This window comes from Micromonospora sp. NPDC048842 (assembly GCF_040649935.1).
GTDB classification, from domain to species: Bacteria; Actinomycetota; Actinomycetes; order Mycobacteriales; family Micromonosporaceae; genus Micromonospora; species Micromonospora hortensis.
In genome coordinates, this window is sequence record NZ_JBEZGK010000038.1 from 21,967 (window position 1) to 45,623 (window position 23,657).

At 71.2% G+C, this 23,657-nt stretch carries 17 protein-coding genes; 15 read left to right on the forward strand and 2 right to left on the reverse strand.

Features of this window, described 5'->3' with window-relative positions:
• Nucleotides 1–70 precede the first annotated feature (70 nt).
• From AB0C19_RS31940 to AB0C19_RS31965, 6 genes are all read left to right on the forward strand, one after another.
• The gene (locus AB0C19_RS31940) at nucleotides 71–1,096 is read left to right on the forward strand and encodes a hypothetical protein (protein WP_357191367.1); all 1,026 of its coding nucleotides are present in this window, start codon (nucleotides 71–73) and stop codon (nucleotides 1,094–1,096) included.
• A gap of 151 nt (nucleotides 1,097–1,247) precedes the next feature.
• The gene (locus tag AB0C19_RS31945; protein WP_357191368.1) at nucleotides 1,248–3,524 is read left to right on the forward strand and encodes a TOMM precursor leader peptide-binding protein; all 2,277 of its coding nucleotides are present in this window, start codon (nucleotides 1,248–1,250) and stop codon (nucleotides 3,522–3,524) included.
• Nucleotides 3,525–3,603: 79 nt separating this feature from the next.
• Nucleotides 3,604–5,067, forward strand: coding sequence for a SagB family peptide dehydrogenase (locus AB0C19_RS31950; RefSeq protein ID WP_357191370.1), 1,464 nt, complete (start codon nucleotides 3,604–3,606; stop codon nucleotides 5,065–5,067).
• Complete coding sequence (locus tag AB0C19_RS31955) at nucleotides 5,064–5,873, forward strand: hypothetical protein (RefSeq protein ID WP_357191373.1); 810 nt, start codon at nucleotides 5,064–5,066, stop codon at nucleotides 5,871–5,873. The genes AB0C19_RS31950 and AB0C19_RS31955 overlap by 4 nt, the downstream gene beginning before the upstream one ends.
• The gene (locus AB0C19_RS31960) at nucleotides 5,870–8,053 is read left to right on the forward strand and encodes an NHLP family bacteriocin export ABC transporter peptidase/permease/ATPase subunit (protein ID WP_357191375.1); all 2,184 of its coding nucleotides are present in this window, start codon (nucleotides 5,870–5,872) and stop codon (nucleotides 8,051–8,053) included. The genes AB0C19_RS31955 and AB0C19_RS31960 overlap by 4 nt, the downstream gene beginning before the upstream one ends.
• Nucleotides 8,054–8,077: 24 nt before the next feature.
• Nucleotides 8,078–11,110, forward strand: a complete 3,033-nt coding sequence (locus AB0C19_RS31965; RefSeq protein WP_357191377.1) for an ATP-binding cassette domain-containing protein — start codon at nucleotides 8,078–8,080, stop codon at nucleotides 11,108–11,110.
• A gap of 8 nt (nucleotides 11,111–11,118) precedes the next feature.
• Here the strand turns inward: AB0C19_RS31965 and AB0C19_RS31970 are convergent, their stop codons facing one another.
• The gene (locus tag AB0C19_RS31970; protein WP_357191379.1) at nucleotides 11,119–11,898 is read right to left on the reverse strand and encodes a MerR family transcriptional regulator; all 780 of its coding nucleotides are present in this window, start codon (nucleotides 11,896–11,898) and stop codon (nucleotides 11,119–11,121) included.
• A 323-nt stretch (nucleotides 11,899–12,221) separates the two neighbouring features.
• Here AB0C19_RS31970 and AB0C19_RS31975 point away from each other — a divergent pair, with 323 nt between their 5' ends.
• The 5 genes from AB0C19_RS31975 (at nucleotide 12,222) to AB0C19_RS31995 (ending at nucleotide 17,828) form a co-directional block, all read left to right on the forward strand.
• Nucleotides 12,222–12,584 carry a hypothetical protein gene (locus AB0C19_RS31975; protein ID WP_357191381.1) on the forward strand — a complete coding sequence of 121 codons (363 nt, stop codon included), beginning with the start codon at nucleotides 12,222–12,224 and terminating at the stop codon, nucleotides 12,582–12,584.
• A 148-nt stretch (nucleotides 12,585–12,732) separates the two neighbouring features.
• Entirely contained in the window at nucleotides 12,733–13,107 is a 375-nt protein-coding gene (locus tag AB0C19_RS31980; RefSeq protein WP_030487871.1) for a class IIb bacteriocin, lactobin A/cerein 7B family, read from the forward strand.
• Between the two features lie 27 nt (nucleotides 13,108–13,134).
• Nucleotides 13,135–14,301: a YcaO-like family protein gene (locus AB0C19_RS31985; RefSeq protein WP_357191383.1), complete on the forward strand. Its 1,167-nt coding sequence runs from the start codon at nucleotides 13,135–13,137 to the stop codon at nucleotides 14,299–14,301.
• The gene (locus AB0C19_RS31990; protein WP_357191385.1) at nucleotides 14,294–15,691 is read left to right on the forward strand and encodes a TfuA-like protein; all 1,398 of its coding nucleotides are present in this window, start codon (nucleotides 14,294–14,296) and stop codon (nucleotides 15,689–15,691) included. The genes AB0C19_RS31985 and AB0C19_RS31990 overlap by 8 nt, the downstream gene beginning before the upstream one ends.
• Before the next feature lie 10 nt (nucleotides 15,692–15,701).
• Nucleotides 15,702–17,828 (forward strand): radical SAM protein, encoded by a 2,127-nt coding sequence (locus tag AB0C19_RS31995; protein ID WP_357191387.1) that lies wholly within the window; start codon nucleotides 15,702–15,704, stop codon nucleotides 17,826–17,828.
• 138 nt (nucleotides 17,829–17,966) lie between these two features.
• On the opposite strand, the gene AB0C19_RS32000 is transcribed toward AB0C19_RS31995, so the two are convergent.
• Nucleotides 17,967–18,860: a LysR family transcriptional regulator gene (locus AB0C19_RS32000; RefSeq protein ID WP_357191389.1), complete on the reverse strand. Its 894-nt coding sequence runs from the start codon at nucleotides 18,858–18,860 to the stop codon at nucleotides 17,967–17,969.
• Nucleotides 18,861–18,952: 92 nt separating this feature from the next.
• Here AB0C19_RS32000 and AB0C19_RS32005 point away from each other — a divergent pair, with 92 nt between their 5' ends.
• The 4 genes from AB0C19_RS32005 to AB0C19_RS32020 all read left to right on the forward strand — a co-directional run bounded on the left by AB0C19_RS32005 (nucleotide 18,953) and on the right by AB0C19_RS32020 (nucleotide 23,291).
• Complete coding sequence (locus tag AB0C19_RS32005; protein WP_357191392.1) at nucleotides 18,953–19,879, forward strand: DMT family transporter; 927 nt, start codon at nucleotides 18,953–18,955, stop codon at nucleotides 19,877–19,879.
• 34 nt (nucleotides 19,880–19,913) lie between these two features.
• Nucleotides 19,914–21,428: a leucyl aminopeptidase gene (locus tag AB0C19_RS32010; RefSeq protein ID WP_357191394.1), complete on the forward strand. Its 1,515-nt coding sequence runs from the start codon at nucleotides 19,914–19,916 to the stop codon at nucleotides 21,426–21,428.
• Nucleotides 21,429–21,650, forward strand: coding sequence for a PhzF family phenazine biosynthesis protein (locus tag AB0C19_RS32015; protein ID WP_357191399.1), 222 nt, complete (start codon nucleotides 21,429–21,431; stop codon nucleotides 21,648–21,650). It begins immediately after the preceding gene.
• 123 nt (nucleotides 21,651–21,773) lie between these two features.
• On the forward strand, nucleotides 21,774–23,291 hold the full coding sequence (locus tag AB0C19_RS32020; RefSeq protein WP_357191397.1) for a hypothetical protein: 1,518 nt from the start codon (nucleotides 21,774–21,776) through the stop codon (nucleotides 23,289–23,291).
• Nucleotides 23,292–23,657: the final 366 nt, after the last annotated feature.

Genomic DNA, 23,657 nt, shown 5'->3' on the forward strand with positions numbered 1-23,657 from the left:
CGGACAGCCGCTCACATACTCGACTGCATCGGACGCGATTCCCGTGCACCGGTGGTGGATGGAGGACGAGATGCTGGGCAGAAGATCCGTCAGGAGCCCGCGTACCCTCGCCGCGCCGGTGCGGGTGATGCCGTTCGCCGCCGCCACGGTGGCGTTGCTCGTGCTGACCGGCTGTGCTGGTGAGCCAGTGGACGCGGCGACCCCGGCACCTCACGGTTCGGCCACTTTCGGTCGGGACCGGGCCGCGCTCGTGCTCACCGTCTTCGACCAGGCCGACTCGGCCGCCTCGGTGGCCGGTGACGTCGAGGCGCTGCGGGCGCAGGAGGTTTCGCCCTCGCTGGACATCAGCATCGCCGCAGTACGTCGGGCCGCGTACAACCAGCGTGCGCAACCGTCCTTCCAGCACATCAACCCGGTCTTCGCGGTGCCACCCGCCGACCCGGCCTGTTTCCTCGCCACGGCGACTCTCCGGCTGACCGGCTCGGAGCTGGCGCCCACGGACGTCAGCCAGTTCGTGCTCGGTGCTGACGGCCAGTGGAAGCTCAGTCACAACGTTCAGGTCACCCAACCTTCGCTGGTGGTCGCCCGGAGCATCGACGGCCGGCCGGCCACCGCGGGCGGCGCCGCCCTGGACGAGACCAGCCGTCGGGCCCTCACCGCCGAGGTGTTCGCCCGCAGCATCGGGTCCACGACGGGCAACCGGTCCCTCGTCGTGTCGAGCCCGCTGCTCGACGGCCAGTTCGCCGGCGGTTGGGAGGTCTACGGGCAGCAGCTCGCCGGTGTCGGCGGGGCGGTGCAGCGGACGATGGACCGGGCCGAGTGGTCCGACTGCGCGGTCGCGGTGCCGACCGGCACGCTCACCTTCTTGACGATCCACGCCACCGACACGCTGCGCCCGGCGCCCGGCGGTCCGGCCACCGTCCGATTGGAACCGCAGAGCCCGGATCTGATCGCCACCGGTCACCTCAAGGCGATCAGCGGAAAGTCGATCCGGGTCACCCGGGTGGAGACCTTCGTGCTGCTGGTGCCGGCACAGACCGTCGGCACATCGGTGCTGGGGCTCAACGACACCGCGTTGACAGTCACCGCCGACTGACCCTGCCGCCGAGCGTCCACGGCGTCGGCGACGGCAGAAACCGGTGGCATCACTCGGATTGGACGCCACCGGACCGCGACGATGACAGCAGCCGTGATCGCCGGCGGGGCCGCCGGTGCCGCGGTCCGGCCACGAAGCTCGGGAGGAACCCATGTGGCGTCCGCGCTTCCGATCGGACTACGTGCCGGTGCGGCTGCCCGACGGTCCGCTCGTGGTGCTGGGGGAGACCCGCAGCCTACTCATCGACGACCCGGTCGCCGCGGACCTGGCCGACCAGCTCGACGGTGCCGCCCCGTTGGCCGACGTGGTGGCCCGGCTGGCCACCCGACACCCGGTCGCCGCCGTCGCCGCAGCCCTCGCCCGGCTGCGCGACCACGGCCTCCTGGTGTCCGGTCCGGCGCACACCTCGGCAGCCGAGGCCGCCGGCTGGGACGCCCGGGGTGTGCCGCCCGACGTCGGGCGGCGGTGGATGGCCGGCGGAAGGGTCACCATCGTCGACCTCGGGGCGCCCCGGGTGGCCGAGACCGCCGACGCGCTGCGTGCCCTGGGCCTCGCCCCGACAGTGGTCGGGCCGGACGCACCGGACCCTGGTCCGGGAGACGCACAGGTGCTGGTGCTGCCGTCGTCGATGCTCGACCCCCGGCTGGCGCTGATCAACGACCGCCACCTGGCCGCCGGTCGCGCGTGGACGCTGGCCCGGCCACACGGCAACGTCGTCTTCCTCGGCCCGCACCTCGTGCCGGGCCGTACCGGCTGCTGGGCCTGCCTGCGCCAACGCTGGCAGGAGAACGAACAGGTGAACGCCTTCCTCGACGGGCAGGATCTGGCCGGTCCGCTGCCGCAGCCCGGCCGAGCGGTCCTGCCCGGACTGGCCACCATGGCGGCCGGGCTGCTCGCTGCGGAGCTCGCCGTGCTCGCCGTCCGGGGCGCGTCGCCCCGTCTCACCGGCCGGATGGTCGCCCTCGACACCCGGGACCTGAGCACGGAGAGCCACCAACTGGTACGCCAGCCGCAGTGCCCCGCCTGCGGTGACCCGGACCTCGTCCGCAAGGCCGAGCCACGGATCGACCTGCCACCTAGTGGCGCCCAGCCCAGTCGGGCCGGGGACTCCCGTGTCCGCGAACCCGCCGAGGCGTACGCCGCGCTCGTCCACCACGTCAGCCGGTATCTGGGCGTGGTGAGCCGGCTGACTCCGCTGGAGACGACCGACAACGGCGTCACCCACACCTACTCGGCCGGGCACAACTTCGCCCAGCCCCGCCAGCTCGCCGCGCTGCGCCGGAATCTGCGCGGGCAGAGCGGCGGCAAGGGCCGGACCGACCTGCAGGCCCGGATGAGCGCGGTCGGGGAGGCGGTGGAACGCTACTGCGGGGTGTGGCGCGGCGACCGCCCGGTGCACCGGGCGACCTACCGGCAGCTCGGTCCGGACCGCGCGGTACACCTGCGGGAGCTGCTGCTCTTCTCGGAACGCCAGTACGCCGACCGGCACCGGCTCAACCGCGACCTGGGCCACCTGCACCGCATTCCCCGCCCGCTGCCCGACGAGGTGGAGCTGGACTGGACCACGGGCTGGTCGCTGACCCGGCAGACACCGCGCGAGCTGCCCGCCGCGCACTGCTGGTACGGGCATCCGGAGCTGACCGGGTTGGGGGTGTGCTCGGCCGACTCGAACGGCTGCGCGGCCGGCGGCAACCTGTCCGAGGCAATCCTGCAGGGCATCTGCGAACTCGTGGAGCGGGACAGCGTGGCCCTGTGGTGGTACCACCGATCCCGGATGCCCGGGGTGGACCTCGCCTCGTTCGGCGACCCGTGGACGGCCGCCTGCCTCGACCATCACGCCACCGCACTGGGCCGCGAACTGTGGGCCCTCGACCTGACCGCCGACCTCGGCGTACCCACGTTCGCAGCGGTGTCCCGGCGGGTCGACCGAGGGCCGGAGGACGTCCTGGTCGGCTTCGGCGCGCACCTGGACGCGCGGGTCGCGCTGACCCGGGCGCTCACCGAGGTGAACCAGTTCCTGCCCGCCGTCGCCGGTCCCACTTCCGCCCGCAACCGCTACGGCGTCGACGACCCGGACACCGCGCGTTGGTTCGGCACCGTGCGGGTGGCCGACCAGCCCTGGCTGACCCCGGATCCCACCCGGCCGTCGCGCACCGCGGCGGACCACCCGACGCTGACCACCGGCGACGTCGGGGATGACGTGCGTCGTTGCGTACGCCGGGCGGAGCGGGCCGGCCTGGAGGTGATCGTCGTCGACCAGTCTCGTCCGGATGTCGACCTGGCGGTGGTGAAGGTCGTCGTGCCGGGCCTGCGGCACTTCTGGCGCCGGCTCGGTCCCGGCCGGCTGTGGGACGTGCCGGCCCGCCTCGGTCGGGGCCCACTGGCCGTCGACGAGACATCGGCCAATCCGCTGAACGTCTTCTTCTAGCCGCGCTCCCGGGCCACCGGGACCGTGGGAAGGATGTGGGGATGACCACCGTGGTGGACCCGGTCGGTCGGCGGTCGTCGTGAGCGGCTCCGTCGGCGGTCCGCCGATTCAGGAGTCGTACCGGCTGCGCCGGGACGCTGAGCTGCGGCTCGGCGAGGACGGCTCGCTGACGCTGCGGCAGACCCGCTTCCAGCTCACCCTGGAGCAACCGGGCATAGGCCGGCGGGCGCTGCTGCTGCGACTCGCCGCCGACTGGGTCAACGACGTCGAGGTCGGCCGGCTGATCAGCGGCCTGGAGGGGGAGAACCGGGTGTTGCCCGCGCAGATGCTGCTGCGCCGGCTGCTCGCCCACTCCTGGCTGGAGCGCCGCGTACAGGTCGACGATCGGCCGCTGCTCGACCTGGTCCCCACCGGCCTGGGCCGGGGCAGTCTGCCGGAAAGTCGCCCACACGCGCCCGGGGTCCGCTACCGGCTCTCCCGCTTCGCCGCCCTTCAGCACGAACGGGGCATGCTGGTGGCCGCATCACCGCTGAGCACCCTCGTTGTCGGCTGCGCCGACGCCGCCCTCGGCGCGGTACTGGCCGCCGCCGCGCCGGGCGTCGGACCCGAGACGGTGGCCCGCACGCTCGGCGTGCCGCCGGACGTCGCCGGACGGGTGCTCGACGAGCTGGCCACCGCCCGGATCCTGGTCACCGACGCCGAGTTCGAGGCGGAGTGCGACGACGCGCCGCTGGCCTACTGGTCGCCGGAGGAGCTGCGGCTGCACCACCGATCCCGGGCCGGCCGACACGCGCTGCCGGTGGGCGGCACCTACCGGATGCGGGGGAGCTTCGCCCCGCAGCCGCTGCGCCGCCCGTACGACGGGGGCCGGGCGGTGGACCTGCCACTGCCGGACCTGGCGACGATCGCCGAGGCGGATCCCGCGTTCAGTCAGGTCGTCGCCGAGCGGCGCAGCGTGCGCGAACACGACGACGCGGCGCCGCTGCCGCTGGAGCGGCTGGCGGAGTTCCTGCACCGGTCGCAGCACACCAGCGCCGTCGGCGAGGCCGGCGGGCAGGAGATCGGCCACCGGCCCTACCCGGGCGGCGGCGGCGTCTACGAGCTGGAGATCTACCCACTGGTCGCGCGCTGCGCAGGGCTCGACCCCGGGCTCTACCACTACGACGCCGTCGGGCACCGGCTGGAGCCGGTCGCCGGCTGGGGACCGGCCGCGGACCGGCTGCTGGCGTACGCCCGGGCGTCCGGCGCCCTGCCTCGGCCGCCGCAGACGGTCCTGGTGGTCACCGCCCGGGTCCAGCGGCTCATGTGGAAGTACGAAGGGATGAGCTACGCCATGATTCTCAAGGACGCGGGTGTGCTGACCCAGCAGATGTATCTCGTCGCCACCGCCATGGGGCTGGCACCGTGCGCCCTCGGCGCCGGGGACTCCCAGGCCTTCGCCGAGTTGTCCGGGCTCGACCCGCTGGTCGAGCCGAGCGTGGCCGACTTCCTGCTCGGCTCACACCGCGCCACCGGCCCGGCCGCGGCACAGGGCCGGCCATGAAGTTCCGGCGGCAGGCTCTGCGCCAGTTGGAGGCGCCCGAGCAATTGGACCGGGCGGTCCGGCTGACCACGGTGCCGAATTGGCTGGCCACCACCGCGCTGGTCATCGTCGTCGTCGCCGCAGGTGTGTGGTCGGTGCGCACAGTGGTGCCCCGGACCGTCGAGGCGGCCGGGGTGCTGATCCACTCGAACGGGATCTCGGCCCTCGACGCGCTCGACAGCGGCCAGGTCACCAAGGTGTGGGCGGCACCGCACCAGCGGGTGCCGAAGGGCATGCCCCTCTACAGCCTGCGCACGGCGGACGGCAAGGTGCGGGTGGAGACCGCGCCGGGTGACGCGTACGTCGTCGCCTGGCTGGTCTCGGAAGGCGAGATCGTCACCCCGGGCACGCACCTGGCCGACCTGGAACGGCTCGACACCGCCGGGGACGCGTTGCAGGCAGTCGTCTACGCCCCCGCCGTCGCCGCCCCGCTGCTGCAACCCGGTGTGACCGTCGAGGTAGCCGCCGCGGCCGCGCCGCGCAACGTGTTCGGCACCCTGGCCGGCCAGGTGACCACGGTCGGCGCCTTCCCGGAGACCGAGGCATCGCTGCGCGCCTTCCTGGGCACCGGGCCGGACGTCCGGCGACTGCTCGCCCGCGGCAGCGTGGTGCGGGTGACTGTCGCCCTGGAGCCCGACCCGGCCGCCCCGGGCGGCCTGCGCTGGACGAAGTCTCCGCCGCCGTTCCAGCTCAACTCGGCCAGCGAGGTCACCGCCTGGTTCACAGTGGACCGGGAACACCCGATCGATTGGTTGCTTCGGCGATGAGCGCGCCGACGACCGCCGTCAGCGGCACGCCGGAGCTGCCCAGGATCCGGCGTCGACGGGTCCGTACGCCCACCCTGATCCAGATGGAGGCGGTGGAGTGCGGTGCTGCCGCGCTGGGGATCCTGCTCGCGCACCACGGTCGGCACGTGCCCCTGGAGGAGTTGCGCCGGGTGTGCGGAGTGAGCCGGGACGGCTCCACCGCGGCCACAGTGCTCAAGGGCGCCCGCCGCTACGGCATGGTGGCCAAGGGTTTCCAGATGGACCTGGCCGGCCTGGCCACCGTGGCGTTGCCGGCGGTGCTGTTCTGGCGGTTCGAGCACTTCGTGGTGCTGGAAGGGCTCGGCCGCAAGGTCTTCATCAACGATCCGGCCACCGGTCCCCGTGCGGTGAGCTGGGAGGAGTTCGACGGCGCCTTCACCGGCATCGTGCTCACCATGGAGCCCGGCCCGCAGTTCCGGCCCGGCGGCACCCGCTACCGGCTGGTGCGGGCGCTGGCCGAGCGGTGGCGCGGCCCGGGCTCGGCGATCGCGCAGATGCTGCTGCTCGGCCTGCTGATCGCCGTGGTCGGTCTGACCATCCCGGTGATGGCCAAGGTCTTCGTCGACCGGGTGCTGTTGCAGGAGGATCGAGCCGCGTTCGCCGGTCTGGTGGCGGCGGTGGCGGTGGCCACCGTGCTGACCTTCCTGGCCAGCCTGCTTCAGCAACGCCTTACCGTACGCGCGGAGACGGCGCTCGCCCTCGCCAGCGCCGCCCGGTTCTTCCGACATCTGCTGCGGCTGCCGCCGACCTTCTTCGACCAGCGGCAGGCCGCCGACCTCAGCCAGCGGGTCCGCGGCAACGAGGTGGTCGCCGAGGTGCTCACCCGCCGGACTGCCACCACTGTGGTGGACACCGGCCTGGTGCTGGCGTATGGGGCTCTGCTCTGCCATTACGACCTGCTGCTCGGACTGTGTGCGGTGGTCCTCGCCGGGCTGAACGTCAGCGTGCTGCGCTATGTCGCCTCGACCCGGTCCACCGCCGTCGCCGGTCTTCAGGCGGACCGCAGCAAGCTGGTGACAACGGTGTACACCACCGTCCAGATGATCGAGACGGTGAAGGCCGGCGGCGAGGAGGAACGCGCCGTGGCCCGGTTCGCGGCGCGCCACGCCACCGTCGCCAACCGTCAGCAGCGGCTGGGCGTGCCCACCGCGGTACTCTCCGTGCTGCCGGCGTTGCTCGCCTCGGGGACCACCGCGGTGCTGCTGGGGTTGGGCAGCCGGCAGGTAGTGGCGGAGGCGATGAGCGTCGGCGTGCTGGTCGGCATGCAGAGCCTGGCCGCCGCGATGAACCGCCCGCTGGGCAACCTGACCGCGCTGGGCTCGCGGTTGCAGGACATGAGCGCCGACCTCAACCGGCTGCGTGACGTGGAGCGGTACCCACTGCCGTCGGCCCCGGACCGATCCGCCCGACCGATGACGCCGATGGAGGGGCACCTGCGCATCGAGGAGGTCACCTTCGGCTACAACCCGTTGGGTCGTCCACTGCTGGAGAACTTCAGCCTCGACTTGCCGCCGGGCGCCCGGGTAGCGCTCGTCGGGCGCTCGGGCAGTGGCAAGTCGACGGTCGGCCGGCTGGTCGCCGGGCTCTACCGTCCCTGGGCCGGACAGGTCACCGTGGACGGACTTGAGCGGGCCGCGGCCGACGACGGGCTCTGGGCAGCCAGCGTCGCCATGGTGGACCAGGACCAACGGCTGTTCGAGGGGACGGTCCGGGACAACGTCACCATGTGGGACCTCACGGTCGCCGATGAGGACGTCGTCAGCGCGCTGACCGACGCGTGCCTGTACGACGAGGTCGCGGCCCGTCCGGGTGGCCTCGGCAGTCCGGTGCGGGAGAACGCCCGCAACTTCTCCGGTGGGCAGCGGCAGCGGCTGGAGATCGCCCGAGCGCTCGTGCGCAATCCCCGGGTGCTGGTGCTGGACGAGGCCACCAGCGCGTTGGACGCCGAGACCGAACGTCGGATCGACATGCACCTGCGCCGGCGGGGGGCGACCTGCCTGATCGTGGCCCACCGCCTGTCCACCGTCCGCGACTGCGACCTGATCGTCGTGCTCGACGGCGGCCGGGAGGTGGAGCGCGGCACCCACGAGCAGCTGGTTGCCCAGGACGGGGCGTACGCGCGCCTGGTCCGGGACCACTGACCACGACGATCCGAGGAGACGCTGATGAGTGGCGCGGTGGAGGATCCCCCGGCCGGCGGCCTGATCGGCTTCTGCTCGGACGGCGTACGCCAGGTCTGCCGCCTGGACGGCCCGGCGGCCGGCTGGCTGGTGACCGGGGGCGAGGCCGACCTGTTCGCGGTGCGTCGGGCCGGAGTGAGCCCCTCGCGTCGTCACCATGTGGCCCGGCTGCCCGCGGGTGGCCTGGTGCCGACGTCCACCGCGATCGGTGCGTGGCGGTTGATCCTGGTGCCGCTGCCCGGCACGGAGTTGCGTGGGTTGTCCCGGCGTCACCTGTCCCTGCTGGAGCGGCATGTTCGGCTCGGCCGGGTGGCGGACGAGGGGGCGTCGCTGCGGGCGCGGACCGCCGCGACGGAGCTGGTCGCGGCGGTTGACCTGGTGCTGGTCACCGTTGCCGACGCGCTGCGCCGCGGGCAGGCCCCTCGGGAGGCGTCCACGCTCTCTGGCCGCGAGATCATCTCGCTGTCGGAGGGTAGTGCCCTCACCTCGACCGGCGGCGCGTGGTGGCTGCGCAGCGCTGGTGGGCAACTGCGACGCAACGACGGTGGCCCGGCGGAGATGTCGGGAGAGCGGGAGCTGCTGCTGGTCGCCGAGCGGGACTGGGTGGTGGCCGAGTCGCCGTGCGCGGTGGAGAGTCACGGCAGCTGGGACCTGCTGGTCAACGGTCAGCTCCGGCCGGCCGTCGACCAGCATGTGGCCCGGCTGCTGCGGATGGTGGAGACCCGGATCGAGGAGGCCGACGCGGCGTTGCTGAGTGCCGTGCAGCGGCGCCGGGAGACCGACGCGGCGGTGCTCGCCGCGGCGGCCCGCCGGTCGATCGGGGTGATCGGCGCGGGCGGTGCGGTTCCGGTTCCCGACGACGAGGCCGGCTTCGACCGGTATGGGCGGGCGGCCTCGGTGCTCCGGGTGGTCACCGAGGGGATGAGCAGCCCGATCAACGAGCCGGCCGACCGCAGCCGGGCGCCGCTGGACGACCGGACGGCGGTGCACGCGGTGACCCGAGCGTCCAGCCTGTTCTTGCGTGAGGTGCGGCTGCCGGACCGATGGTGGCGGCGGGACCTGGGGCCACTGGTGGGGTGGCGGGCCGGCGATGCCCCGGAGCGCGCCATCGCGGTGCCGCTGGTGTTCCGCCGGGGTCGCTACCACCACGTCGACCCGGACACCCGCGCGTACGGTCCGATCGACGCGACAGTGGCCGCGACGTTCGCTGCCGAGGCGACCGAGGTGCAGGCGCCGCTGCCGCCGACCGCTCGGATGCGCCACCTGCTGCGGGCCGGGCTGGTCGGTGCGTCCCGCGATGTGCGGGGTCTGCTGTTCGCCGCCGCCTGCGTGGCACTGCTGGGCCTGGGCGTGCCGCTGGCCACCGGCGAGGTGCTCGGCCAACTGGCCCGGCAGGGCGAGGTGAACGGCCTTGGCGGTTTCCTCGCGCTGATGCTCAGCGCTGCGGTGGTCGCGGGGCTGGTGGGTGTGGTGCAGAACCTGCGCCTGCTGCGGTTGGACGGCCGGATGCAGTCCGGCGCGCAGCTGGCGATCTGGGACCGGCTGATGCGGCTACCGGCCCGGTTCTTCGCCGGTCGCAGCAGCGGTGAGATCGCCAACTCGATGTTGGGGATCTCGTTCGTCGGTGAGGCGCTGAGCGCGCTGCTGCCGCAGCTCGTCGCGGCGGCCGCGACCGTCGCGGTGACCCTCGGCATGCTCCTGGTGGTCGAGCCCGTGCTCGGGCTGTGGGGAGCGGGGATCGTCGCTGTCACCATGCTGACCTTCGGCGCGTTCGCCGTGCTGATCGTCCGTCAGCAACGGTCCGCGCTGCCGGCCGAGCACCGGGCGGCGGCGATGACCAACCAACTGCTCGGCGGCATCGTCAAGATCAAGTTGGCGGCGGCCGAAACCCGCGCTCACGCACGTTGGTCGGAGGTCGCCGCGACGGCTCGAGCGGCGCTGCAACGGGTCCGGCAGAGTCAGGCGGGCCTGGTCGCCTTCGGCACCGTGCTGCCGGTCGCCGGCCAACTGGTCCTGTTCGCCGTGCTGATGGGGCCGCTGGCCGGCCGGGTTACGCCGGCCGACTTCTTCATCCTCAACGTCGGGTTCGCGATGCTGCTCGGCGCGCTGCTGGTGCTGGTGTCGGCCGGGGTCGAAGTGATCGCGGCAGTGCCCCGGCTGGGGAGCCTGCGGGAGATCCTGCGCGCCGATCCCGAGGCGCGGCCGGACCGGGTGGACCCGGGCGAGTTGCGCGGCGAGATCGCGCTGCACCGTCTCACCTTCGCCTACCAGCCGGACGAGCCACCGGTGCTCATCGACATCGACCTGCACGTCCGCCCGGGTGAGTTCGTCGCCATCGTCGGACCGAGTGGTTGCGGGAAGTCCACACTGCTCCGGTTGCTGCTCGGCTTTGAACGCCAGCAGCAGGGCGCAGTGCTCTACGACGGCCAGGATCTCTCCGAACTCGACGTCCACGCGGTCCGCAGGCAGTGCGGAGTGGTCCTGCAGGACGGTCAGCTCTTCGCCGGCTCGGTACGCGACAACATCTGCGGCGCCGGCAGCTTCCCGCTCGACCAGGTCTGGGAGGCGGCGCGGATGGCCGGCCTCGCCGATGACCTGGAGGCGCTGCCGATGGGGATGAGCACGATGGTGCCGTTCGGCGGCGGGACGCTCTCCGTCGGGCAGCGTCAGAGGGTGCTGATCGCCCGCGCGCTGGCCCCGCTACCCCGGATCATCTTCCTCGACGAGGCGACGAGCGCTCTGGACAACCGGACCCAGGAGGTGGTCAGCCGGAGCACCGCGGCCCTGGCCGCGACCCGGGTGGTCATCGCCCACCGGTTGTCCACGGTCCGTGCTGCGGACACCATCGTGGTCCTCGAAGCGGGACGGATCGTCCAGCGGGGCAGTTTTGACGAGTTGATGGAGCACCCTGCAGGGCTGTTCCACCGGTTGGCGCGGCGGCAACTGCTCACTGAACCGGAACGGTCTGACACAGTGCCGGAGAGCCGAGAGGCGGACGGGCAGCCCGCGACAAGCTGACGACCCGGTCAGCCGTTGTCGATGACAGTGCTGTCCTCCAGGCACACGTCCGCGTCGAGGTGGTTCTCCAGCAGTTCGGCGATGTGCGCCTCCGACTGGTTCTCCACGGCGAGCCGGAACGCCTCGGTGAGCACGTTGACCACGCCCTGGGTCAGTAACAGGGTTTCCCGGTCGAGTTCGGCCCAGGACGACCGGGCGTCGCTGTGGACCAGTTCCGGGGCGAGGGTCAGCAGCCGGGCGGTGACGGCGGCGACCAGCTCGTCAGCCACCGGTCGGAGGCTGTCCAGCACCTCGCTGAGGGTCTGCAGTGCCGGCACCGTGCCCACTCGTACCCGATGCAGGTCCAGGGCGGCGCGCAGCGGGCGTGGCCGGACGGTGCGGACGGTGCCGTCGGTGGTCCGGCCGATCACGCCGTGCCGGGTCAGCGCGTGGGCCAGCGCGGGACGGTCGGCGGTCAGGCGTTGCAGCATCGCGGTGAGCCCGTCGGGCGCCTCGTCACTGGCCCGGACCCCGAGCATCGCCTCGATGGACACCAGGTTGAAGCCCTGACGTTGCAGGGCGAGGATCGCGTCCAGTCGGCGGACGTGGGAGTCGTCGTAGAGCGCGGCCCGACCGCGCCGCACCGGCGGGGGCAGCAGCCGTCGGGCCTGGTGCGCTCGGATGTTGCGCGGCGACATCCCCACCTTGCGGGCGAGCTCGTCCACGCTGTACCCGACCGGCCCGCCCGGCGTCGTCGTCACCTCGTCGATGGTCACGGTGGCCTCCGGCAGCACTCGGTGACGGAACACGGCAACCCCGTCGAACCGCTGTCACGCTGTGCGGTCCGCCGATCGCAGCGTAGGTGTGGGCGCCGGGCGGGTAAAAGGCGAGGAATTACTACTTGCCCACAGTGGTGACATTGATTAAGATCGCCGTCCGCCGTAAGTCGCTGATTCCCAATTACCCGGCTTTCGCCGCAGCGCGACCTTTTCGCGGCCACATTCGATGAAATTGCCGCTCTCCGGACGGATCGCATCCACAGGTGACCCACGATGAAGCGAAACCGGCGGCCCGGAACATCCCGCGCTGCCTGTCGCCGCCACCGGCGGCCGACCATCGAAGGGAGCAGGGTGTGACACCTGTCGATCGAGCGGTCTTCGTGGCCGCGTACAGCCGGCTGGTCGCCGACGTCTGGGCCGACCCGGTCAAGGAGCAGGCGCTCGACCGGGACCCGCGGGGGTTCCTCGCCGGCTACGGGCTCCAACTGTCCGAGGATGTGCAGGTCCGGGTGGTCCGGGACGTCGCCGACGCCGACCCGGATCTAGAGGTGCAGGTCGAGTCCTGGCAGCAGGCGGCCGCCAGCGGCGCCTTCGTGCTCTTCGTGCCGTCGCTGCTGCCGGTGGCTCAGGCGGAACTGGCCGAGGACGAACTGGACAGCGTCGTCGCCGGCCTGGACCCCAGCTGTGCCTGCTGCTGCCCGTGCTGCTGCACCTGACACCGAAGTTGGCCGCCCATGAGCTCGCGCGGCAGATTCTGATGGCAGTCACACGGAATCATTGATTGTCGAAGCTCGATCTTCGTAGCGTTCTCGCCACACCGATCAACCGCCCGTCTCGCAGCGATCCCGAGGAAAGGACCGAACGATGAGCAACGACGAACAGGAATATGGCGCGAGGTTCGTGACCAAGTACTCGGAACTGGTCACCGCCGTATGGCGCAGCGACGATGAACTGCAGCGCCTGCTCGCCGACCCGACCGGCTACGCGACGGCGGCCGGCCTGCCCGTCGCCGCCGGCTCCCGGGTCGAGGTCGACCGCGCCCAGCCCGCCACGCTCTACACCAAGGACCAGATCGTCGCCGACTGGGCCGGCACGCCCGGCCTGCACGTGCTGCACGTGCCCGAGGTGCCGCTGGTCGACCTCAACGAGCTGACCGAGGCCGAGTTGGAGACGGTCGCCGGCGGCGTGGCCCCGATCGCCGACAACAACGTCAACATCATCGCCGTCCTCATCCTCTGAGTTCCCCACCCCTCGCCGGGAGCCTCGATGACTGACACGACCGAGACCATCGCGTTCCGATCCGGCACCTACCGGACGGCCACCGTGGAGCAGACCTGGGAACGGATCGGGGGCCTGCTCGACCGGTTCCGGATCACCCGGGTCGCCGACATCACCCGGCTCGACGAGATCGGCCTTCCGGTGCACGTCGCCTACCGGCCGGTCGGAGCCACCATGGCGGTGAGCGTCGGCACCGGCGCCACGACGACGCAGGCCCGGGTCAGCGCGGTCATGGAGAGCATCGAGTCCTGGCATGCTGAGAACCTCCGGCCGGGGACCGTCGTCCGGTCCCCGGCGGAGGCGCTCGACCTGCCGTACGACGTCCGGTGGCTGCACCTGGCGGAACGGTCACCACTGACCCCCGCCGTCGAACTCGACTGGGTGGCCGGCCGCGGGCTGGTGACCGGTGCGGATTGCCTGGTGCCCCGCGCCACCATCGAACTCGACTTCACCATCCGGCGGGGCTGGGACCGTGCCCTGTTCACACCCAGCAGCAACGGGCTGGCCACCGGGAACACCTTCGCCGAGGCCAGCCTGCACGCTCTGCTGGAGGTCGTCGAACGCGACTGCATCGCCCCGTACTGCACCTCACCGTTGGCCGAGCGCACCTACGCCGACCCGGGCACCGCCACCAACGTGATGACCCGCACGGTGCACGAGGCGCTGGTGCGGGCCGGTTGCTGGGTGGAGGTCTGCGACATCACCAACGCGGTCGACGTACCCTGCTACGCCGCCTCGATCTGGTCGGAGGACCTGCCGGTCACCTTCGGCGGCTTCGGCTGCCACGTCGACCCGGAGATCGCCGTCGGTCGGGCCATGGCGGAGGCAGCGCAATCACGGCTGGTCATGGTCTCCGGAGCCCGTGATGACATCGACGCCACCGCCTACCACGATGTCGGCGCACCGCCGGTGCCGCCTCCCACAGTCGACCGGCCCGTCCGACCGGTCCGCCGGAATGCCCCGCCGGTGGGGGACGTGACCCAGGTGCTGCGCGAGCTGGCATCGCGGGTGCAGCGGGTCACCGGCGTCGAGCCGTTCAGCGTCGACCTGACGCACGACGACATCGGCATTGCGGTGAGCAAGGTGTTCGCCCCCGGCCTGCGGATGTTCGACGAGCGGGCCCTGAGTACCCGACCGGGAGTGCCCCGTGACTGACGTCGTCTTCATCGGTCCGAGCCTGCCGGCCGACGAGGTCGGTCGGCTGCTGCCCGACGCGGTGGTGCTGCCGCCCGTCGCGCACGGCGACCTGCTGCGCCTGGACGTCGCCCGCGGCGACCGGGTCCTCATCATCGACGGGTTCTTCCTGCAACACCCGCCGGTCCGCCACCGGGAGATCCTCGACCTGCTCGACCGTGGCGTGACCGTGGCCGGCGCCGCCAGCATGGGCGCGCTGCGCGCCGCCGAGCTGTGGCCGTTCGGCATGCGTGGCGTGGGCGAGGTGTTCCAGCTCTACCGCGACGGGGTCGTCACGGGCGACGACGAGGTGGCCGTCGTGCACGGACCTGCCGAGGATGGCCACCGCGCCTTGAGCGTCCCACTGGTGAACATCCGGGTCGCGCTGCGTCGCGCCGTCGCGGCCGGCGTACTCAGCGACGCCGAGGCGGTGCTGCTGCTGGACATCGGCCGGGACCTGCCCTTCCGGCGGCGGTCGTACCAGGCGCTGGAGCGCAGCGCGCCACCCGAGGCGGCGGCTGTGGTGGGCCGGTTCCTGACGTGGCACCGGCGGGACCCCTGCGACACCAAGGGCGCCGACGCGCGGATGCTGCTGTCAATGGCTGCGGACAACGCGCCCGAGCTGTGCCCGGCGAACGCCGGCGACCAGCCGCTCGACAACCTGCACACCCGCTTCCTCGACAGTTGGCGCGCACGGTTCGCCGGGAAGTCGGTCGGCGGGCACTGGGCCAGCGACCGGGAGGCCGCCGCGGTGCTGATGCTGCTGCATCCCGAGTCGGCGGCCTGGCACCGGCGGGGGGTGCTGGCCGGGCTGGCCGAGGTGGACATCGACGACCCGATGGTCGAGGAGCGCGCCAGCGAGGTGGCCCGCCGGCGAGGGCTGACCGGTGCGCCGCCGAGCGGGTGGGACTGGCTGACCGACCGGGAACGGGGTCTCGACGACCGCGAGGCGGTGTTGCGGGTGTTGGTGCGGGCGTTCGGCACCACGCCGCACCGCAGCCTGGCTCTGTGGATGCTCGCGCCGCCGCTGCGTACCCCCGCGTTACTCACCGCGGCACGGCAGGTCGCGGCGACCGCAGCGTCGCTGAACGAGACGCTCGTCCCGCGTACGACGGGGCATCGCCGCCCGGGTGCTCGGCTGCACTTCCGCACTGAGATCGTCGATGCGTGCTTCGCGAGGCTGTGGGGCTGTGCCGCCGACGGGCTGGAAGCGGCGGCGTGGGACCGGGGCTTCGTCGACCTTGCGGCGTTCCGGTACGCCGCCGAACCGCTTGTCGCGTACGTCAAGGCGTTCGGTACCCCGCGACTGCCTGCGGTGGGCATGCGCGCCCAGGAGGACACCCTGGCCGGTTCCGCGGCCCGGGTCGGCTGAGGAGGAATCGATGAGCGGCACGGTGAAGGCAGCATTGATCTACCCCCCGCTGACCGATCCCACCTCGGGATACCACTCCCTGAACTACCTCGATTCGTACGCCCGGGCACAGGGGCACCAGCCGGCGGAGATCATCGACGCCAACATCGAGGCGTTCCACCACTCGTACACCCCGTCGGCGTACGACTGGCTTCGGCGGGAGCTGTCCCGGCTCTCGATCGACGACCTCAGCGGCCCGGACGCGCTGATGGCCCGGGCGAACCAGCTCGGCCTGCCCGACCCCGATCCGGAGCGGCTGCGCCGGTCGATCGGGGTGCTACAGGATCCGACCCTGTTCTACGACTACCGGCACTACCAGGACGCCGTCGAGGGCGTGATCTCCTGGATGGACGCCCTCGGCACGGTCGGGTTCCCCGGGCAGTTCCACGCCGGCTTCCGGCTCCACCCACCGCCGATGATCTCGATCGGCTCGGTGGCCGCACTGACGGACGAGGCGCTGCTCGCTCGGCTCAACCGACCTTTCCTGCCGTACTACGAGGACGTGCTGATCCCGCGGCTGGCCGCCGGCGGGCACCAGGTGATCGGCATCAGCGCCACCTACCAGTGGCAGTTGCCGTTCGCGCTCTGGATCGCCCGACTCGTCCGGCAGGCCTGCCCGGACGTCTTCCTCATCGCGGGCGGCACGGAGATCTCCGACGTCTGGAAGTGCGCCAGCAAACCCGAGTACGTCTTCCAGGTGCTGGCCGACTTTGACGCGATCGTGGTCGGGGAGGGGGAGAGCGCGTACACGGAGATCCTGGACGCGGTGGCGGCGGGCACGCTGCCAGCCGGGCACCCCAACGTCCGGCTACACCCCAAGTACGGCCGCCAGCGTCAACTGCCCCTGCGTTATGAACGCCTGGCGCAGGTGCCGGTCCCGGACTTCTCCGGCCTGCCCTGGGACCTCTACCTCAGCCCGGAGCGGTTCGTCTACTATTCGCCGACCCGAGGCTGCTACTGGAACAAGTGCACGTTCTGCGACTACGGACTGAATACCGACGGTCCCACCAGCCCATGGCGGCAGGACACGGTGAGCACCATGATCGCGGACGTCACCGAACTGTCGAAGTTCGCCAAGTTCATCTATTTCTCGGTCGATGTGCTCGCTCCCGCGACCATCCTGCGCTTCGCCGAGCAGGTCGTCGAGCGAGGGCTGGACTTCCGCTGGGGTGCCGAGATCCGGCTGGAGAAGTACTGGTCGGACGAGCGCTGCGACCTACTGAGGCGCAGCGGCTGCGTGGCCATCTCAGTCGGCTTCGAGTCCGGTAACCAGCGCGTCCTCGATCTGATCGACAAGGGCACGAAGCCGGAGCAGGCACGACGCACCATGATGGCGATGACCAAGGCGAACATTGGTGTGCAGATGATGGGCTTCACCGGGTTCCCCACCGAGACCCGCGAAGAGGCACTGGACAGCGTCAATTTCCTGCGTGACAACCCGGACCTGTGGACCCTCGGCGGGCTCGGCGACTTCATGCTGACGCCGGGCGCCATCGTCGCCAAGGAGCCGGACCGGTTCGGCATCACCAACGTGCGGCCGGTGGAGGGATCGGACATCGTCCGGATGCTCAAGTACGACGAGCCGGTCACCGAGGCCGCGCAGGCCGAGGTCGCCCTGGCCAAGGCCGGCCTCAACCCCGGTCACTACCACCGTCCGTGGCTGGGCGCCACCGACACCCCGCACACGTTCTTCTACCACGACCGGTACGGCACTGCGGTACGCGGCGTCCTCGCCCACGACCGGGTACGCCACGACACCGACGACCAGACCGAGTTCCTCGCCAACGGCGCCTTCGTGGATCGCGACGACGAGCAGGTCTGGGAGGCGTACCGGCGAATCCGATCCGACGAGCAGGAAGGCGTCCCCGGCGACCTGCCGGCGGACCGGCACCTGTTCCGCCGGATCGACGGTCAGGTGTTCGCACTCAACCGCAGCAGCCGGCTTTTCCTGGATCTCTTCAGCGCGCCGCTCACCCTCGCCGAGGCGCAGCGTCGGCTCTGGATCGTCGAACCGACTGTCGCGGACCGGGTCTGGCGAACCTTCATCGGGCAGCGGCTGATCCGCCGGCATCGGCTCCCGGCTGATCCGGCGCGGTGACCCGCTGTCAGGCGACTCCCCGAAAACCCGCCCAGCGTCGACGAAGGGTGACAAGGGTGATGAGTGCCTGGCGATGTCTCTGCCGAGAGGCTGCGGCCGGATCAGCCATGTCGCGACCGCTACTGGGGACGCTTGGGTTCACTCCTTCGTGGCGTTCGTGAGGGCGTCGATCAGCGCACGCACCGCGGGCTGTGTCAGTGAAATTTCCCGAGCGGCCGCATAGATCGTGCGGATCGGCTCCGGATGGCGGACCTGCCGGACGACGATCCCCGGGTGGCGTGTGCCCAGCGCCAGGCGGGGGATGAGGCTGACTCCGAGGCCTGCGGCGACGAATCCCTGAGCCGTCGCGTAGTCCTCCGACTTGGCCACGATGTCAGGGGTGAAGCCCGCTGCGGCGCAGGCGTCGACTATTGGCTCCAGGCAGGGGCCGGGCGGTTCGCTGCCGACCCAAGGTTCGCCGGCGAGGTCGGCCAGGGTCACCACCTGCTGTGTGGCGAGCGGATGCCCGGTGGGCAACACGACCTGGTACGGGTCGTCGAGCAGGCGTACCAGTCGAATTCCCGGGCGGCTCTCGCCGGTCGGCCGGCGAACGACGATGGCCAGGTCGCCGTTGCCCTGCTCGACGTCCGGCAGGGATTCCTGCGGGTCGGTCAGCTTGGGGTCGACCGTCACGCCGGGATGCTCGCGTCGGAGCCGGGCGATGGCGGGCGCCAGCAGGGTCGGGCCGACCGAGGCGAAATAGTGGATCGTCAGGCGGCCCGTACGCCCGGCGCGCAGGTCGGCCAGCGCGGTCTCGGCCTCGGCGACGTGCTGGCTGATGATTGCCGCGTGCCCGATGAGCAGCTGGCCCGCCGCTGTGGGCTGTACGCCCCGGCCGACGCGTTCGAGCAGCTCAACCCCGGTTTCCTTTTCCAGTGCCGCTACCTGCTGGCTGACGGCGGAGGGGGTGTAGCCGAGGTGCGCCGCCGCCGCGGTCACCGACCCGCTGGCCGCCACCGCCCGCAGTACCTGCATCCGCCTCACATCGAGCATGTAGATGAACTTAACAGATATGCAGAATCTTTTGCTTGTCCTTCACGATCACCCAGGGCACCGTTCAGGCGAGAACCGACCGAGGAGGTCAAGTGAACGGTGTCGCAGGCAAGGGCTGGACGTGGGCACGCGTCGGGGTGCTCGCCCTGCTGTGGGGATCGACGTTCCTCTGGATCGAGCTGGCCCTGACCGCGCTGACACCGGTGCAGGTCACCCTCAGTCGATGCGTGTTCGGAGCCGCCACCCTGCTGATCGCCTGCCTCGCTACCGGCCGGCGGCTGCCCCATCACCGGGCGACCTGGGGTCACATCACCGTGGCCGCGTTCTTCTGCAACGCCCTGCCGTTCGCACTGTTCAGCGTCGGCCAGCAGACGATCGACTCGGGGATTGCAGGCGTCCTGAACGCGACTACACCGCTGTGGACCCTGCTGGTCGGCCTCGCCCTCGGCTCCGAGCGCGGACTGCGTCCGACCCGGCTGGCCGGGCTCCTGCTCGGATTCGCCGGCGTCGTACTGATCTTCGCTCCCTGGCAGATGACCGGGCCGGTTGGCTGGGGCGCGCTCGCGATCGTTGCCGCTGCGGCGAGCTATGCCGTGGGTTTCGCATATATGGGCCGCCACCTGGTCGGGAAGGGCATCCCCACCATCTCTTTGTCCGCCGCGCAGCTGATCGCCGCGACCGGCATGACCGCGCTGACCCTGCCGGCGGGCGGCCTCACACCGATCGACATCGACCCGCCAACGGCGATCGCCGTACTGATCCTCGGGATCGTCGCCACCGGGATCACGTTCCACCTCACCTACCGGATCATCGCCACTGAGGGCGCCACAAACGCTGCGACGGTCGGCTATCTGCTGCCGGCGGTCTCAGTGGCGCTGGGGACCATCGTGCTCGACGAGGGTTTCAGCCTCCGGATCGCCGCTGGGATGGTGGTCGTGCTCGTCGGGGTCGGCCTGACCCGCCGGCACAAGCCGCCGCCGGCGGTAACCCCGGCCGCGCTGGCCACGCCGAGAACCTGACCAACCTTCCGGGAAGAGAACAGGACGTACGTAAGTGACCGCACTGACGGTAAGCGCGACCCCCGCTGCATCGCTGCCCGCGGACTGCATCGTGATCGGTGTCGCGAAAAGTCCCAAGGGGCCGATGCTGGCGCCCGGCGCGGCGGCGGTGACCGACGCGTTCGACGGCACGCTGGCAGAACTCCTCGGCATCCTCGGCGTGACTGGTGCCGAGGGCGAGGCGGTCAAACTCCCCGCGCCCACCGGCATCGAGGCCAGACTGGTCCTCGCGGTCGGCCTCGGCGACGCCGCCGACAACGACACCGAGTGCGACGCCGAGGCGCTGCGCCGGGCCGCCGGGGTGGCCACTCGGGTTCTGGCCGGCGCCGGGACGGTCGCACTGGCGCTGCCGGCCGGGACCGTCGAGGCCGTGGAGGCGGTGGCCGTGGGTGGCTTACTCGGCGCGTACGCCTTCACCGCCTACCGCACCACCGATCACGCCGCGGCCCCGGTCCGCGAGCTGGTGATTCTCGTGAACCCTGACGGCCGGACGGACGCCGAGGCCGCCGTGCGACGCGCCGGCGTGCTCGGCCAGGAGCTGAACCGGGCCCGTGACCTGGTCAACACGCCGGCCAACGACCTGCATCCTGAGAGCTTCGCCGCCGCCGTGGTTACGGCCGGCCGGGAGCATGGGCTGGCGGTCGAGGTGCTCGACGATGACGCGCTCGCGGCGGGCGCCTTCGGCGGCATCCTCGGCGTCGGGCAGGGCTCGGCGCGACCGCCGCGGCTGGTGCGGATCGCCCACACCCACCCCGAGGCGGAGGTGAGTCTCGCCTTCATCGGCAAGGGCATCACGTACGATTCGGGCGGCATCTCGTTGAAGCCGGTTGGTGCCAACGAGATCATGAAGCGCGACATGTCCGGCGCGGCGGCCGTGTTCGCCGCGGTGCTGGCCGTCGCCCGGCTCGGCCTCCGGGTCAACGTCACCGGCTGGCTTGCGCTGGCCGAGAACATGCCGTCCGGCTCCGCCGTCCGTCCCGGCGACGTGCTGCGGATGTACGGCGGCCGGACCGTCGAGGTGCTCAACACCGACGCCGAGGGACGCCTGGTGCTTGCCGACGCGCTGGTGCGCGCGGGCGAGGAGCGGCCCGACGCGATCGTGGACGTGGCCACCCTGACCGCCGCCATGCGATTCGGCCTGGGTAACCATCTCTTCGGGGTGATGTCCAACGACGACGCCTTCCGTGACCGGGTCCTGGCCGCCGCCAGCCGGACCGGCGAGCGGGCCTGGCCGATGCCGCTGCCGGCTGAGCTGCGCAGAAGCCTGAACTCCCGGGTGGCCGACATCGCCAACGTCGGCGAGCGGATGGGCGGTGGCCTGGTGGCCGGCCTGTTCCTCCAGGAGTTCGTGCCGGCCGGCACCCCCTGGGCGCACCTGGACATCGCCGGACCGGCCTTCCACGAGGGTGAGCCCTACGGTTACACCCCCAACGGCGGCACCGGGTGCGCGGTCCGCACCCTGGTTCGGCTTGCGGAGGACACCGCGATCGGCGGCCATGATGTTTCTTGAATCAGTGGCGACGGCCGAGGCGCCCGAGCCGTTCGGCAACTACTCGCAGTGGCGTGGGAGCTGAACAACTCTGAAACGGCCTTCGTGCTGCCCGCCGACGCCGCCGATCACGACGTACAGGTGCGGTTTTTCGCTCCGACAACGGAGGTCCCGACCTGCGGGCACGATCAGTTCCTCAACGTCCATGCCGCAAATCCGCGACTACGGACAACCAGGGATTGACCGCGGTCCTGGCGCGCGCCATGATCTCTCTCAACTTGATACTGATGGCCGTCGCTCGCACATCCAATGCTGATGCGAGGCGGTGGTCGCGCGTCGGCGTCTCACGGGGGAGATCGTTGCCGAATGACCATGTCCAGGATCAGGGCTGCCACCACGTCGGAAATCCGGGTGCAGGCGGCCGAGGACGACACACCGAATGATCGGCGGCTGACCGTCGGTCGTCGCCGGCTGCTCGTCGGCGGGTCCATCGCAGCCGCATCGCTGGTAGGCCAGGGCCTCGTGGGAAGCGCCGCACGGGGTGCGGCGGGCACCGAGCTGTCAGTCGGGAAGGTGGAAATCACTCCACCGGCGGGCACGTACCTGGCCGGTTACGGCGTCGACGTGCCCCGCAAGGCGACCGGGACCGCTGCCCCGCTGTTCGCGCGGTGCACGATCCTGTGGCACGCGGGTGTGCCCCACGCCATCGTCACCGTCGACGTCCTCGGTTTCGCGCGTGGCCTGCACCTGTCGATCCGCAGCCAGGTGGTCGCTCTTGGGCTGGCGTCGGAGAGCTTCGCGCTGACGGCCACGCACACGCACAACGGTCCCGTGCTCCCCGACAAACTCGACCCGTTCATCTCGTACTCGATGGACTCGGCCCAGCAAGCACAGGTGCGTGCCTACGGCGACCAGTTGGCCACGAAGATCGTGCAGCTGGTCCGGAACACGCTCGACGGCCCCCGCACGGCGTGCGTCCTCGACTACCAGGTCGTCGACCAGCACTTCTCGTACAACCGGGAAAGTCTGCCGTACGTCGAGTCGGACGTGCCTGTCCTGACGGCTCGTACGCCGGGTGGTGAGCCGCTGGCCGTGCTGTTCAGCTACGGGTGTCACCCGGTGGTGGCGGGGTCGCAGACCTTGTTCGACCCGGACTACCCGGGGGACGCGGTCACCCGGGTCGAGCAGGCGACCGGCGCCTTCGCCCAGTTCCTTCTCGGGCCAGCCGGTGACCAGAACCCTGCCGGCGCGCGGGGTTGGGCCCAGCGGAGCATGCGGGGCGCCGAGCTCGCGCAGGCCGTCACGACGGCGATGCTGCGGCCGGGCCGGTCGGTCGCCGGCCCGACGAGGACCCACTACCGGGAGGTGAACCTGCCACTGGACGTGACGCCAACCGCGGATAACCTCCGGCGGGTGATCGCCTGTTACACCGCGCGATCGACCAACGCGGGCCTGCCGGGCTACTACCGACGGCACGCGCAACAGATGATCTCGCAGGTCGAGGCCGGCACGTTTGCGACGTCGATCCCGGTGCCCGTCCAGTCGTGGAGGTTCACCGGCAGCCCAGACCTTCGGCTCCTGCTGGCCGGCGGCGAGATCGTGTCCGGATACGCCGTCTACTTCCGGGCGCGATACGGCACGTCGAGCCGACTGCTGTTCGCCGGCTACGCGAACGAGGTGAGCGCGTACCTCCCCAGTGATGAACTGTTGCGGAGAGCTTCGACGTACGCCGGCGGGATCGACAGCGACTTCCCGGGCATCGCCGGCGGTTCGATGACTGTCTACGGCTGGTTGGGGCACCTCAAAGGAAAACCGACCGCTCAATCTCCCGACGGAGCAGAGCAGATCCTCATCAGCGCGATTGACGCGGCGCTGGCGGCGTAGGCCAGCCGCGTAGAGAAATACCTTGCTTCTGGAACCTCGACTGAGACCTCTACGACGTAACCCGGCGTCCCGCCATTTGGATCCCTGCGTTCGTCGGCTCTCGCAGCGAGTCAGCTACGAGGCATGTCGAGCATGGGGTGGGACGCGGTCCGAGGACTGCTCACCGCCCTCGTAGTGCGATCAACTCACCCACCCGAGCACGTCTGGGCCTGGTCACGATGGCGCCGACGACGCCGGCTACCCCTGACCAACTGCCGTTGCAGTACTAGACGCAACGCCGTTCAGTTAAGTGGTTGGTGTGGTCGTCAAGGGTCGGGGATGACGATGTCGATACTGGTGGTGGCTTGGTAGCTGCGCCGGTCGATG

Coding starts and splice junctions, on each gene's coding strand:
- AB0C19_RS31965 (WP_357191377.1), top strand. CDS start 8,078: ATGAGTGGCGCGGTGGAGGATCCCCCGGCCGGCGGCCTGATCGGCTTC.
- AB0C19_RS31940 (WP_357191367.1), top strand. CDS start 71: ATGCTGGGCAGAAGATCCGTCAGGAGCCCGCGTACCCTCGCCGCGCCG.
- AB0C19_RS31955 (WP_357191373.1), top strand. CDS start 5,064: ATGAAGTTCCGGCGGCAGGCTCTGCGCCAGTTGGAGGCGCCCGAGCAA.
- AB0C19_RS31960 (WP_357191375.1), top strand. CDS start 5,870: ATGAGCGCGCCGACGACCGCCGTCAGCGGCACGCCGGAGCTGCCCAGG.
- AB0C19_RS31995 (WP_357191387.1), top strand. CDS start 15,702: ATGAGCGGCACGGTGAAGGCAGCATTGATCTACCCCCCGCTGACCGAT.
- AB0C19_RS31945 (WP_357191368.1), top strand. CDS start 1,248: ATGTGGCGTCCGCGCTTCCGATCGGACTACGTGCCGGTGCGGCTGCCC.
- AB0C19_RS32020 (WP_357191397.1), top strand. CDS start 21,774: ATGACCATGTCCAGGATCAGGGCTGCCACCACGTCGGAAATCCGGGTG.
- AB0C19_RS32000 (WP_357191389.1), bottom strand. CDS start 18,860: ATGCTCGATGTGAGGCGGATGCAGGTACTGCGGGCGGTGGCGGCCAGC.
- AB0C19_RS31980 (WP_030487871.1), top strand. CDS start 12,733: ATGAGCAACGACGAACAGGAATATGGCGCGAGGTTCGTGACCAAGTAC.
- AB0C19_RS31985 (WP_357191383.1), top strand. CDS start 13,135: ATGACTGACACGACCGAGACCATCGCGTTCCGATCCGGCACCTACCGG.